The sequence below is a fragment of the Nocardia wallacei genome, assembly GCF_014466955.1.
GTDB lineage: Bacteria > Actinomycetota > Actinomycetes > Mycobacteriales > Mycobacteriaceae > Nocardia > Nocardia wallacei.
Map to the genome: position 1 here is coordinate 2,773,355 of NZ_AP023396.1, position 13,044 is coordinate 2,786,398.

General features: G+C 72.6%; 8 protein-coding genes and 1 pseudogene. 4 read left to right on the forward strand and 5 right to left on the reverse strand.

The features are described from left to right. Window positions 1-14 precede the first annotated feature (14 nt). Both NWFMUON74_RS12620 and NWFMUON74_RS36040 read left to right on the forward strand, forming a co-directional pair. A complete protein-coding gene (locus NWFMUON74_RS12620; protein WP_187687990.1) occupies window positions 15-824 on the forward strand; it encodes a tyrosine-protein phosphatase in 810 nt (269 codons plus the stop codon). A gap of 220 nt (window positions 825-1,044) precedes the next feature. Then, a pseudogene (locus NWFMUON74_RS36040) lies at window positions 1,045-1,620 on the forward strand (ATP-binding cassette domain-containing protein); the annotation flags it as partial. A gap of 306 nt (window positions 1,621-1,926) precedes the next feature. On the opposite strand, the gene NWFMUON74_RS35690 reads toward NWFMUON74_RS36040, so the two are convergent. Then, on the reverse strand, window positions 1,927-2,250 hold the full coding sequence (locus tag NWFMUON74_RS35690) for a spirocyclase AveC family protein (RefSeq protein ID WP_269475349.1): 324 nt from the start codon (window positions 2,248-2,250) through the stop codon (window positions 1,927-1,929). 9 nt (window positions 2,251-2,259) lie between these two features. On the opposite strand from NWFMUON74_RS35690, the gene NWFMUON74_RS36045 reads away from it, so the two are divergent. Beyond that, window positions 2,260-2,802 carry an ATP-binding cassette domain-containing protein gene (locus NWFMUON74_RS36045; RefSeq protein WP_269475350.1) on the forward strand — a complete coding sequence of 181 codons (543 nt, stop codon included), beginning with the start codon at window positions 2,260-2,262 and terminating at the stop codon, window positions 2,800-2,802. On the opposite strand, the gene NWFMUON74_RS12630 is transcribed toward NWFMUON74_RS36045, so the two are convergent. Both NWFMUON74_RS12630 and NWFMUON74_RS12635 read right to left on the reverse strand, forming a co-directional pair. Continuing rightward, window positions 2,778-3,305 carry a GNAT family N-acetyltransferase gene (locus NWFMUON74_RS12630; RefSeq protein WP_187689115.1) on the reverse strand — a complete coding sequence of 176 codons (528 nt, stop codon included), beginning with the start codon at window positions 3,303-3,305 and terminating at the stop codon, window positions 2,778-2,780. The genes NWFMUON74_RS36045 and NWFMUON74_RS12630 overlap by 25 nt on opposite strands. 5 nt (window positions 3,306-3,310) lie before the next feature. Continuing rightward, window positions 3,311-4,534, reverse strand: coding sequence for an MFS transporter (locus NWFMUON74_RS12635; RefSeq protein ID WP_187687992.1), 1,224 nt, complete (start codon window positions 4,532-4,534; stop codon window positions 3,311-3,313). Window positions 4,535-4,947: 413 nt separating this feature from the next. Here NWFMUON74_RS12635 and NWFMUON74_RS12640 point away from each other — a divergent pair, with 413 nt between their 5' ends. After that, window positions 4,948-5,736 carry a competence protein CoiA family protein gene (locus tag NWFMUON74_RS12640; protein WP_187687993.1) on the forward strand — a complete coding sequence of 263 codons (789 nt, stop codon included), beginning with the start codon at window positions 4,948-4,950 and terminating at the stop codon, window positions 5,734-5,736. Between the two features lie 357 nt (window positions 5,737-6,093). Here NWFMUON74_RS12640 and NWFMUON74_RS12645 read toward each other — a convergent pair whose 3' ends face one another. After that, window positions 6,094-10,854, reverse strand: a complete 4,761-nt coding sequence (locus tag NWFMUON74_RS12645; RefSeq protein WP_187687994.1) for a cation-translocating P-type ATPase — start codon at window positions 10,852-10,854, stop codon at window positions 6,094-6,096. 986 nt (window positions 10,855-11,840) lie between these two features. Continuing rightward, window positions 11,841-13,031: a sigma factor-like helix-turn-helix DNA-binding protein gene (locus NWFMUON74_RS12650; RefSeq protein ID WP_232110994.1), complete on the reverse strand. Its 1,191-nt coding sequence runs from the start codon at window positions 13,029-13,031 to the stop codon at window positions 11,841-11,843. Window positions 13,032-13,044 lie beyond the last annotated feature (13 nt).

Genomic DNA, 13,044 nt, shown 5'->3' on the forward strand with positions numbered 1-13,044 from the left:
GGATGGGAGCTGTCATGGTTCGTCGTTCGACCCGCGGCACGGCGGCGCTGGCCGTCGCCGCCACCCTCGCGTTCGGTCCCGTGGCGGGAACCGCGCCGGCCGCCGATCCGCCCGCCGCGACCGCCTCGGTCCTCGACGGCACCGCCGACCGCGCGCTGGCACTGCAGGGCGTGCAGAACGCCCGCGATCTCGGTGGCTACCGCACCGCCGACGGCCGCACGGTGGCGACGGGACTGGTGTTCCGCAGCGGCGAATTGAGCAAGGCCACCGACGCCGACCTGGCCGTGCTGACCGACAAGGGCGTGCGCGTCGACGCCGACCTGCGGACCACCTTCGAGCGCGCACTCGCACCGGACCGCGTGCCCGCGGGCGCCACGCAGCAGATCGTGGACATGATCGGGCAGGCTCCGCCGCAGGTCCTGGCCACCACGCTGACCGCCGGTCCGGATCTGTACCGCGCGTTCGTCACCGCGCCGGGCGCGAACGAGGCCGTCGCCGCGGTGCTGCGCGACGTGATCGATACTCGTGACGGCGCGGTGCTGTTCCATTGCACCGCGGGCAAGGACCGGACCGGCTGGGCGGCGGCGGTCCTGCTGACCCTCCTCGGCGTGGACCGCGACACGGTGAACTACGACTACCTGCTGTCCAACCACTACCGCAACGCCGATCCCGGCGACTCGCTCAACGGCGTCGTACTTCCGGCGCTCGACGCCGCCTTCGACCAGGTCGACCAGAGCTACGGCGGTTTCGACGACTACGTGCGCGACGGCCTGAAGCTGACCGACGACGACATCGCCGCGCTACGGGCGAAAATGCTGTCCTGACAACGACTTTCCCACTCCGCCGGACCATTCGTGTTGACACGGCAGCGGGCCGTGGCTATCTTTGTGTCCGGTATGGGAACTTTGTTGATCCTTCTGTAGTCGAATCCGACGCGTAGAGCCACGCTCCGCGTCGAATCCCGCACAGCTCAGACATTTCGGCTGATTCCTGCTGTGCGGGGTCCCATCGACATCCGGCGTTGCCGGAGACAGGAGGACTCGTATGCCTACCGCTGCGCAACTCACCCTTTCCGACGTCACCAAGCGCTACGACGACCGGCTGATCCTCGACCGGGTCTCACTGACCGTGAAGCCCGGCGAGAAGGTAGGCGTCATCGGCGACAACGGCGCCGGTAAATCCACCCTGCTGCGCCTGCTCGCCGGTGCCGAACACCCGGACAACGGTGCGGTGACGGTACAGGCCCCCGATGGACTCGGCTACCTGCCGCAGACCCTCGCCCTGCCCGAATCCGCCACCGTCGCCGCGGCGATCGACCACGCGCTGGCCGATCTGCGGGCCCTCGAGCGCCGCCTGCGCGCACTGGAGGCAGAGCTGGAACACGATGCGGCACAAGGCGACACGCTCGAGGAGCGGCTGGCCGCCTATGGCGAGCTGGTCACCCGCTTCGAGGCCCGGGGCGGCTACCTGGCCGACCAGCGGGTCGACGCGGCCCTGTCCGCGCTCGGCCTGCCCGGCCTGGACCGCGACCGCCCGCTGGGCGCCCTGTCCGGCGGTGAGCGGTCCCGGCTGGCGCTGGCGGCCACCCTCGCCGCCGCACCCGAACTGCTGCTGCTCGACGAGCCCACCAACGACCTGGACGACATCGCGGTCGCCTGGTTGGAGGAACACCTGCGGGCACACCGCGGCACGGTGGTCGCGGTCACCCACGACCGGGTGTTCCTCGAGCGCATCACCTCCACGGTGTTCGAGGTGGAGTCGGGCCGGATCACCCGGCACGGTAACGGCTATGCCGGGTACCTCGCCGCCAAGGCGGCCGAACGACGCAGGCAGCAGCTGGAATTCGAGCGCTGGCGCGCGGAGCTGGACCGCAACCGACGACTGGCGGAGTCCAATGTGGTTCGGCTGGAGGCTATCCCGCGCAAACTACCGCTGGCGGTGTTCGGGCACGGCTCGTTCCGGACGCGCGGGCGCGGGCACGGGGCGGTCGTGCGCATCCGCAATGCCAAGGAGCGGGTCGCCCGGCTGACCGCCGAACCCGTTGCCCCGCCGCCGGATCCGCTGCGGTTCACCGCCGCACCGCGCACAGCGCAGCGCGCACAGCCCCGCCTGGACACCGCCCCACAGCAGTCCCTCGTACAGCGGCCACTGGCAGGAGGTGCCGACGTTGATCGACAGCGATTCGATGGGCGCGCCGGCGAAAGCGCCGACGGTCCCGTGGCACTGTTGTCCGGCGTCGTAGTCGGCGATCGGCTGCGCGTGCCCGAGTTGCGGATCGAGCCGGGCGACCGGTTGGTGGTCACCGGGCCCAACGGCGCGGGCAAGACGACGCTGATGCGGTTGCTGGCAGGCGAATCGGCGCCGGACGCGGGCACCGTGACGGTCCGGGGCCGGGTCGGGCACCTGCGGCAGCAGCAGACGCCGTGGCCGGAGTCGTGGACCGTCCTGCGCGCCTACGCCGAGAGCCGCGACGGACATCCCGACGAGTATGCCGAGGAGTTGCTGTCGCTGGGGCTGTTTCGCCCCGGCGAACTCGGGCTGCGAATCGGGGAGCTGTCCTACGGGCAGCGGCGGCGGATCGAGCTGGCCCGGTTGGTCAGCGAGCCCGCCGATCTGCTGCTGCTGGACGAGCCCACCAACCACCTGTCACCGGCTCTGGTGGAGGAGCTGGAGCAGGCACTGGCGGGATACACCGGCGCGCTGGTGGTCGTCACCCACGACCGGCGGTTGCGCGCGGGACTGCCCGGCACGCGGATCACGGTGTGCGACGGCGTCGTTCAGAGCTCTCTCCGCATGACGTAGTCCTGGCAGAGCTGGGTGCCGACCGCGGTGGTCTTCGTGCCGACGGTGCGGAACCCGTGCTTGGCGTAGAAGCGCTGCGCGCGCTGGTTGTTCTGGTTGACCCCCAGCCAGACACCGGCGTAACCACCGCGCCGGGCATCGTCGACGGCCGCCTGCATCAAGGCCGTCGACACCCCGGCGCCGTGGTGGTCGGGCAGCACGTACAGCTTGTTGATCTCGATCATGGATTCGCCCATCGCCGCGGCCATCTCGGGCTCGGCGGGCGGCCCCGCCACCAGCATCGCGTACCCGACGATGGCGCCGCCCGCCACGGCCTTGAGCACCGTGCGGCCGGGATCGCTGAGGTAGTCGCCGAAGCGATCGCCCGACAGTATCCGGGCAATGAACGTGTCGATGTCCTCCGGCGCCAGTTCCGGCGGGCAGGCCAGCGGAAACGTCGCTGCCGCAACGTCACTCAGGGCTTCGGCGTCCCACAGACCGGCCCGATCGACGATGACTGGGATGTCGCTCATTCCTCCAGTACAGCACGACCGGTCGCGGGCGCTGACGGTTTGCCCGCCCGTGGACGCGGCTGGAAGAACCGCGCCGATACGATCAACGCCGCGGCGAACAGCAGCGGCAGCAGATAGGCGATCCGGTGGCTGGTCGCGTCGGCCACCCCGCCCACCACGCCGCCGCCGAACAGCGTGCCCGCGTAGTTGAACAGGTTGAGCCGGGCGATCAGCGCGTCCAGCCCGCGGCCGCCGGTGAGCCGGCCCGCCTCGCTGAAGCACAGCGGCGCGATCACCGGCAGTCCGATCCCGGCGACGAGGAAGCCCGCGATCGCCACCACCGGATCCGGCGCGAGAACCACCAGCGCCAGCCCGGCCGTCCCGATCGCCGCCGCCACCCGCACCACCGCCCGCGGCCCGAACCGGCGCACCCACAGATCACCCGTGAGCCGCCCGGCCAGCGACGCCCCCTGATAGGCCGCCAGCGCCAGCGCCGCCGTCGCCGAGGAGGAACGCAACTCGTCGCGCAGATACAACGCCGACCAGTTACCCACCGCCAGATCCACGGCGAAGACCAGCGCCATCGCCACACCGATCGCCAGATAGGCGCGCAGCGGAACCGATCCCGCGGCCGCCGTCTCCGCGGGCTCGGCCTCGGCCTGCCGCGTGCCCAGCAGCCGCGGCCCGAACACCAGCCCGGCCACCAGGACGACGAGGGCGGCCGCCAGCACCGCGACGGGCAGCGAGACATCCAGCGCCTCGCACCCGGACACGAACAGCGCGCCCAGAATCGCCCCCGCGCTCCAGGCCGCGTAGAACGACGACAGCACCACCGTGCCGTACCCGTGCTGGATGAAGACCGCCTGCATATTCGTGCTCGCGTCGACCACGCCGACCGCGACGCCGTACCCGCCCAGCGCGACCAACAGCACCGCGAGCTGGGGCGCCAGCGCGATCCCGACACCCGTGACCGCGATCAGCGCCAACCCGGCGCGCAGCGCGGTGCGGCTGGACCAGCGCAACGCCAGTCGTTCGGCCAGCACGCTGCCCGCCGCCGCCAGGACCGAGATCAGCACCGTCGCGAGCAGGATCCGGGTGTCGTCGAGCTCGAATCGGTCGCGCTGCTGCGGCAACTCGGTGAGGATCACCGCGAGAAAGAATCCCTGCAGTCCGAAGGCCACCGAGTTGGCCGTCCGCGCTCTCCGCACAATCGATACAGGAACGTATCCGGCGGCGTTCATGGGCGAAGCTTAGCCGTCTTGCGAAGACCGCGCAGCCCGTGGATCGGATGGCCGGAAGGCGCCGGTGGCGTTTTGGTGAATCGTGCTAATTCCGTGCCGAATTCGCACGTAACGACGGGTGGCGCCGGACGATGATCACGCTGGGCTCCCGGTTGGGTAACGAAAATAGTCACGTTCGTGTGAAGGGGGCTGGCAATTGCGGCAATCTGGAAGGAGCGGGTCGACTCCGGTCCGCTGGGTGTAGGGGAAGTGGTCGCGTGGACACGAGGGAACTGAGCGAGATCGAGCGCGGGCCTACTGCGGTGCTGTCCTCTGCGGAGCCGGCGAATCTACCGGTGGTGGAACCGAATCCGCGAGGACATCGGACAGGGGAGCGGTGCCGCGAGGCGGGGTGTGGGGACTGTCATTGGGATGTGCAGCGGCTCAAATACTGGCTGCGCGGGCGGCTGCTGGCGTCGGGTGCCGACGACGCCGAGGTGGACAAGGCGCTGGGGGCGCAGACCCCGTCGGTGCTGTGGCGCCGCGGCAACCGGCTGTGCGCGATCGAGGTACGCAGCGCGCCGGTCTCGCTGGCACACGCGGCCGAGCGGACGGCCCGGCTGCGCGCCGTCGGTTGTGACGAGGTGCTGTGGCTGTGCCCGCCCGGGTACTGGGTGGGGCAGATGCCCGCGCTGGCCGTCGACGACTTCGCACCGGAGGGGTGCGATTACCGGGTGGTCGCGGGCCTGGTCGAGGCGGGCCGGTCGGGAGTGGTGGTACCGCGGGAGAGACCCTGGGCGGTAAGGGAATTCATCGAACAGTGGGTGGCCGGGGAACTGGCCTGGGGATACCGCGACGAGAGTACGGGAGGATGGGCGACGGTGACCGACTGGGAGGAGCACACGCGCGCACAGGCGTTGGTCATCGCACAGCAGCGCCGCGAGCTGATGAATCAGCGCACCGCACTGGCCTTGGCGCGCAAGGCGACCCGCGACAAGGCCAAACAGGTGCACAAGCTGATGCACCGGCTGGAGCGCGCCGAGGAGACCGCCGACGAACTGGACGCCACCCGCCGCCGCCTGGTCGACCACAACCGCGTGGACGCCACCCTGCGCGTCACCATCGCCAAACAGCGCGAGGCCCTCCTCCACTGGCAACTGATCACCTGCTTCGCCATGCTGATCATCGTCACCTTCATCGTGGCGGGCCTGATGCTCCGCTGACCGCACCCGGCAGCGAAACGGGGGCGCTGACCGCGTCCGGCAGGGAGGCGGGGGCGCTGACCGCGTCCGGCAGGGAGGCGGGGGCGCTGACCGCGTCCGGCAGGGAGGCGGGGGCGCTGACCGCGTCCGGCAGGGAGGCGGGGGCGCTGACCGCGTCCGGCAGGGAGGCGGGGGCGCTGACCGCGTCCGGCAGGGAGGCGGGGGCGCTGACCGCGTCCGGCAGGGAGGCGGGGGCGCTGACCGCGTCCGGCAGGGAGGCGGGGGCGCTGACCGCGTCCGGCAGGGAGGCGGGGGCGCTGACCGCGCCCGGCAGCGAGGCCGGGGCGCTAATCCCGCGCCCCGCCGAGCGGCGAGTTCTTAGGTCAGCACCCGCCCCGCGACGACGGCGCTCGCTGTGCCGAGGGCCGTGCTGCCCGCGACGATCGTCCAGGCCATCGGACCGAGTGGGACACAGCCGAAGAAGCGGCTCACGCCCGGCGTCATGATCACCCCGGCGAGCAGTAGCCAGCTGCCCGCGACCGTCGTCCACACCAGGGGGCTGCGGTGGCCGATCACCAGTGTCTGGCCGAGTTGCGTGCCGATCAGCGCCGCCAGCGCCATGGTCTCGGCGCGGCGGCGGCGGCCGGTGGCCCGGCCCGCCAGCCAGGCGGTCCCGGCGCCGACGGCCGTGCAGGTGCCGCGCACCGCGACCGAACGCAGGAACGCCCCACCCAGCTCCGCCTGCTCCTCCAGCACGGGTGCGCCGGAATCGGTGGTCTCGCCCCGGCCGCGCGACAACGCGACCGCCATGGCCGGGCCCAGGTCGGTGAGCAGGTTCACCACCAGGAACTGACGGGTGCCGATGGGTGCCTGCCCGGACAGCAGCGTGCCCAGCACGGTGAAGGTGACCTCACCGGCGTTGCCGCCGACCAGCACGCCGATCGCGTCGCGGACCCGCTGCCACATGCTGCGGCCCTCGGCCAGCGCGTGCAGCAGCACCGACGGATCGACGCCGTCCTCGGAGCGGGTGAGGATGAGGTCGGCGGCCTCGCGGGCGGCGACCGAACCGCGGGCGGCCAGCCCGATCCCGACGTCGGCGGTGCGGATGGCGGCCGCGTCGTTGCTGCCGTCGCCGACCATCGCGACCGTGTGCCGATGCCGCTGCAGCGCGGACACGATGCGCACCTTGTGTTCCGGCGAGACGCGGGCGAACACGGTGGCGTGCTCGATCAGCTCGGCGCGGCCGTCCTCGTCGAGCGCGTCGAGGTCGGCGCCGGTCGCGATGGTGTCGGCGGGGATGCCGAGCTGATCGGCGACGGCGCGGGCGGTCACGGGGTGGTCGCCGGTGATCATCCGGATGCCGATGCCGTTGTCGGTCAGCTCCCGGATCAACTCCCGCGTCTGCGGGCGCGGATGGTCGGCGATACCGACGAAACCGAGCAGGGTCAGCTGTTCGATCTCGCCGTCGACATCGTCGGGCGCGGAAGGGAAGTCGCGGCGCGCCACCACCAGCACCCGCAGTCCGCGTTCGGCCAGCCGGTGCACGGCGGCCTCCGCGTCGGCGCGGTCGGCCTCGGTGAAGGCCGAAACCCGGTGCCCGCCTTCGCTGTCGGCGCGCAGCACCTGCTCGCAGCGCGGTAGCAGCACCTCGGGGGCGCCCTTCACCGCCAGCCGGATGTGATGTGCGGTGTGGCCGACGGCCGCCGCGTAGCCGCGGAAACTCTCGAACGGCACCTCCTCGATCGGATCCCACACGTGCGCGGCGCGAACACCCAGCTGGGCGTCGGCGGCCTCCACCACCGCGCGGTCGGTGGCGTGCACCGGCGGGCCGTCGCTCGATCCGGGACAGGCCCGCGCCGCCGCGCGCAGCAGTCGGCGAGATTGCGCGGAATCGCCGAATTGCCCTGCGCCCCATTGGTCGTCGAGATCGGCCAGCGCGACCAGCTGCAACCGGCCGTCGGTGAGTGTGCCGGTCTTGTCGAAACACACCGTGTCGACACGGCCGAGGGCCTCGATGGTGCGGCTGGAGCGCACCAGGACGCCGTGCCGGGACAGCCGCCGGGTCGCGGCCAGCTGCGCCACCGTGGACACCAGCGGCAGTCCCTCCGGGACGGCCGCGACCGCCACCGCCAGGCCGTCGGCGAGCGCGGGGCGCAGCGGCAGTCCGCGCAGGAAACTCGTTGCGGTGACGGTACTTCCGCCACCGAGCGTGAACGGCAGCACTCGCGCGGTGAGCGTCCGCAGATGCGCCTGCACGCCGCCGCTGGGTGGCGGTCCCGCCGCGGCCAGCGCCCGCCCCGCCTCGGTGCTGTCGCCCGCCGCGACCACCACAGCGCGGGCGGTGCCGCTGACGACCACGCCGCCCTCGAAGACCATGCAGGCCCGATCGCCCAGCGCCGCACCGGGAGTGGCGGCGGTGTGCTTCTCGACCGTCACCGATTCCCCGGTCAGGCCCGACTCGTCCAGCTCCAGGCCGTCGGTCTCCAGCAGCCGCGCGTCGGCGGGCACGACCTCGCCGGTGCGCAGGGCGATGATGTCGCCGGGCCGCAGATCATCCGCGGTGGTGAGGATTTCGCCGTCGTCGGTGATCCGGCGGGCCCGCAGTCGTTCACCGAGCAGCAGCCGGTGCAGCGACATGTGGGCCCGCCGCCGCTGCAGCGCCGACACGGCCGCGTTGAGCCCGAGCACCGAACCCACCAGCACCGCGTCGGTGGGCGAACCGAGCAGCGCCGCGGCGACCGCGCCCACGGCCAGTAGCGGCGTCATGGGGTCGGCCAGCTCGCGCCGCATCTGCCGGGCGAGGTCGACGACAGTGGCGGTCGGGGCGGCGAAGCGTTCGCCGAGCTGGGCGACCGCGGCCGTCAGCGCGGGCTTGGGCACGGGCGGCGGGCGGTGCGGTCGCGGCAGCCGGGCCAGCACCTCGTCGGGTTCCAGCGCGTGCCACGGCACCAGCGCGATCTGCGCCGGTCCGGCAGCGCGAGCGGCGCGATAACCGCCGCGCAGACCGCTCGCCAGTCCGAGCAGCGTCGCCGCCGCGAGCGGGCTGGTGGCGCGGGCGGGCCGGGACCGGGCGGGGCCGGAGGCCAGCAGCAGGCCGCTGAGCGTGGCCGCGGACAGCGTCAGGACGCGCCCGCGTTCACTGATCCGCCGAGCCGGGCCCGCCGCGTTCAGGATCTGCCGGGCGCAGCCCAGATCCGGGCAGACGGCGTCCGCCTGCCACGGAATCACCGTGGTCCCGTCGGCGCCCTGCGTCACCACGCCGATCCCGAGGTCCGCGGCGCTCATCGCGCGACGCACCCGCCCGCTGACGACCGCCACCACATGCCCCTGCTCCTGCAGGCGCCGCACCAGCCGCGTGTACGAGCTGTTCCCCGTCACGAATTCATCCGCGCTGCGCCGCAATTCGCCGGTGTCCTCGCCCCCGACCAGCACCACCCGCAACCCCGAGCGCCGAGCACATGCCAGCAACCCCAGCGCCTCGGAATGCGGCTCCCGCCCCACCAGAACCTTGCCCACCGGCCTGCCCCGCTCCCGCAACACACACCAGTGCGGGTCACCCGGGTCGACATCATCGGGCGGCGAATCCCAGTCGTACTCGGGCTCATTCGCCCCGGCCCCAGCACCGCTCGACGCGTTCACGCCATCGGAAACCCGCTCCGCCCCAGTGCCCGAGTGGGTCTCGCCCGACGTCGCCGTACCCGACGGGATTGCGCGCCGAGGGGCAGCGGAATTCTTTGCCTTCGAGTGGGATTCGGCATCCGGGTGGTCGGCCGTTTCCGTCGGCACCGCGGTCTCGTCGAGCCCGGCGTCGAGTTCGGCCTCCGCGGCTACCTCGCGCGTGAGGCGCAGGTCGCGGCGCTGGTGGCCGCGGGGCGGGGGGATGGGGAGATCGGACCCGTTGTGCCACATGAGGCGTTGTGCGGCGCTCCAGACCTGATCGGTGGGCCAGTCTCGGTCCAGGGATTCCGCGGCCAGCACCACCGGGCGCGCGCCGCGCAGGATGCGGTGGTCGACGACGACCGCGGAGACGCGGTCCAGGCGCCGCCATATCTGCGGGTCGAGGGTGAGGACGCCGCGGGCGGCCATGCCCGCGGCCAGCGTCGCGGCGAACGATTCCCGCCCGGCCCGGGCGGCCTTGGGCACGCCCGAGACCACGGCGTCGGCGGCATCACCGATACCGCGCCCGCCGGCCAGGGTCGCGGCCGCCGCGAGGGTGGAGACGCCGCCGACCTCGTCCGCGCAGCGTTCGATCGGCCCGCGCGGGCGCAGTGCCGGACGTGGTTGCGCCGCATGATATTCCGATACGTCGGGGTGGTCGGGATCGGCGATCAAGCTTTCCCAGCGCCGCCACTGCGCGAAGCGGGCGGCCGCCTCGACCAGCCGGGTCGCGCGCAGCGTGGCATCGGCGAACAGGCCCGCCGCCTCGGAATCGAGAGCCTGGCCGAAGGCGGTCGCGACCGTGATGACCGCCTCCGTGCGGTGCGGCCCGAGCTGGGATTCGAGCACCCCGCGCAGCCGGGGCTGCCCGTCCACCAGTGCGATCGCGGCGCGGAACATGTGCGCGGGCGCGGGCACGGGCAGCACGCGGCCGGTGATTGCCGCGCCCAACCCCACGACGTCACCGGCCAACTGCAGCGCCGAGGTGAGCACGGGCTCGCGGTCGGAGGGATGTTCGTGCGTCCGGCTCCAGGACCGGACATCCGTGCCCGCCTCGGCCTCGACCCGCTGGAGAATCTCCTCCACGTGCTCGGTCGACACCCGCTCGGGGTCGGCGGCCACCGTGACCCGCCCGGTGGCAGCGTTGATCTGGGTCCAGTGCACACCGGGCACCTGCTCCAGATGCTCCCGCAGCCGCTTGCCGACCTCGGGCCCGCGACGAGTGCGCAGACCGCGCACCTCGGCATGAATACGGTCGGCGTGCACCGTGACCCGGCGCTGCCGCCGCAGTCGCCGGGGATCGACCAGCGCACCGACCTCGCGGCCGATGCCGTCGACGAGTTCGGTGGCGGTCGCCCCCAGGTCGGAGTTCAGCACCCGGGCCGCCACACTCCCCGGTCGCTGTACCAGTCCGAGAGTCGCTCCGGTGACGGCGAGGGGCACCCGGATCGGCGCCGTCACGAGTCCGCGCAGCGCCCCCATCACTTCGCGCTCGACGTGGGACGAGCCGCCCGGCGACGAGCCGGAGCCTCCGATCGCGTCGCCGATCCGGAGGCCGGACCACCACCCTCGGCCCCCGGCGTGGACTTCGACCGCGACCCGCGTTTCCCGCCCGCCGCGCCGCTTCCCGAACCCGCCCGTGTACCGGCCGCCGACTCAGCCTTCGCGGTCGAAGCCGACTTCCCCCGCGCACGCGACGACGATTCGGCGCGCGAAGCGGGAGACGACTTTCCGCGCGACGACGACTCACCACGGGTGGCGGACGGGCGTGAGGCGGATCCGCCCTCAGTGGTGGACGACTGCGCGCGCGGGCGTGAGGCCGATCCGCTGCCAGTGGTGGGCGGCTGTGTGCGTGAGCGGGGGGCTGGTTCACTACCAGTGGTGGACGACTGTGTGCGCGGGCGTGAGGCGGATCCGCTGCCAGTGGTGGGCGGCTGTGTGCGTGGGTGTGAGGCCGATCGGCTGCCAGTGGTGGACGACTGGGCGCGCGGGCGTGAGGTCGTTTCCCCGTCAGTGGTGGAGGAGGAGTGGGTGGGCGATTCGGCATCCGCGGGCGATGTGGCATCGGAGGGCTGCGGCTGCTGCTGGGTCCTGGCCCGCCGGAGTAGGTAGGCCGTGCCCGCGACGCCGCCCGCCGCCAACGCCACCGGCCACTCGACCAGCCCCGTCAGTCCCGCGGCCGCGACACCGAGCACGGTCGCCGTCGGCGTATCGATGCGCCCGCGGGCGCCGGATACGGCGCCCGCCACCGTCCCCCGCGCGGCTCCGGTGACCGCGCCGACGGCGGCCCCACCGGCGGCCTCGGCGGCGTGCACAGCCGTCGACGCCGTGGCCCGCGCCAAGGTCAACGTCCCCGATGCAATGCTCATCACAACTCCCGGATGTCGGACTGGTTGGCGATGTGGTTGGCCTGCCCCGAAGCGCGGGGCGCAAACATCGTTTCGTCCGATTCGTGACCGGGCGGCGGTTCAGCCCTCGCGCTCGAGGCGGAACGGCCCACGCTCCCAGCGCCAGCCGTGCCGCAACACCAAGCCGGTGAAGCCGAGCATGTCCATCCCGGTCTCGTCGACATAACGGCGGAACTCCGGCCAGGCGATGGGCCCGGCGGCCAGCCGGTTGCGCAGGATGTTCTCGTGCCGGGCATCGACGGCACGGCGGCGCAGATCCTCCTCGCCGAGCCGGCTCCCGGTGAATACCAGCCAGCCCCAGCCGCGCTCGTGCGCCCACGCGCGAGCGGCCCCGAGCTTCACGCGATTGCCGTGCACGGCCAGGCGCGCCACCGGGACCACGTCGATCAGCAGCACCCGCCCGTCGGTGAGCCGCGCGGCCACGGTGGGGTAGTGGGTGCGCTCCGCACCGTCGAGCCGGTAGTCGACCGCGGCGGGACGCTCGATGAACTCCGCGACCTGCTCGCCCTCGTCCAGCATCCGCAGCAGCTGCGCCTCCAGCGCCGTATCGAAACTCGTTTCGCGACCGAGTTTCTCGGCGAACACCGAGCCGCGCGCATCGTCGCCGGAATCGACGGTGGGCACCGGGGCGCCGGGTAGAGCAGCCGGGTCGCCCTTCGCCCATTCGACGCGGCGAAGCAGCGGGATGAGCTGTCCGGCAACGGGTTCGGCATGCCGGGCGGTCGGCAGATGCCAGCGCCCGCGCTGCTGCCACCCCGCGATGCGCTGGAACACGAAGCCCGCCAGCCGTTTCGCGTCGATGAGCGGGTGCCCCGCCAGTCGCAGCCGCAGATACGCGAGGTCCTGCCCGGCGATATCGCTGTCGGTGGCGTAGATTTCGGCCAGCAGGGTGCGCACCAGCCGCTCGTCCAGCCAGCCGACCGGATAGCGCTCGGCGAAGATCGCGGTGTCCGGGTGTCCGGTGGCCTGCACCCGCCGCACCATCTGCCCCACGGCGCGGGTGTACAACTGCCGCACCCGATCCCGCGACAGCCCGTAACGCGCGCCCATCAGGGTCAGAGTCTCCGGCCGCTCGCCGTCGAGACCGAGCCGCTGGGTGATCAGTTCGCGATCGCGTGGGCGCTCCTCGGCCTGCGCGGCCACCATCGTCGCCAGGGTCTCGTCGGCCTCCTCGAGCCCGAACGAGAGGCTCTCGCCCGGGTCGTCGAGCAGTCCGGCCCGTGCGTCGTCGATCCGGCTCGTCGTCACCACTTCCGCCCGCCTT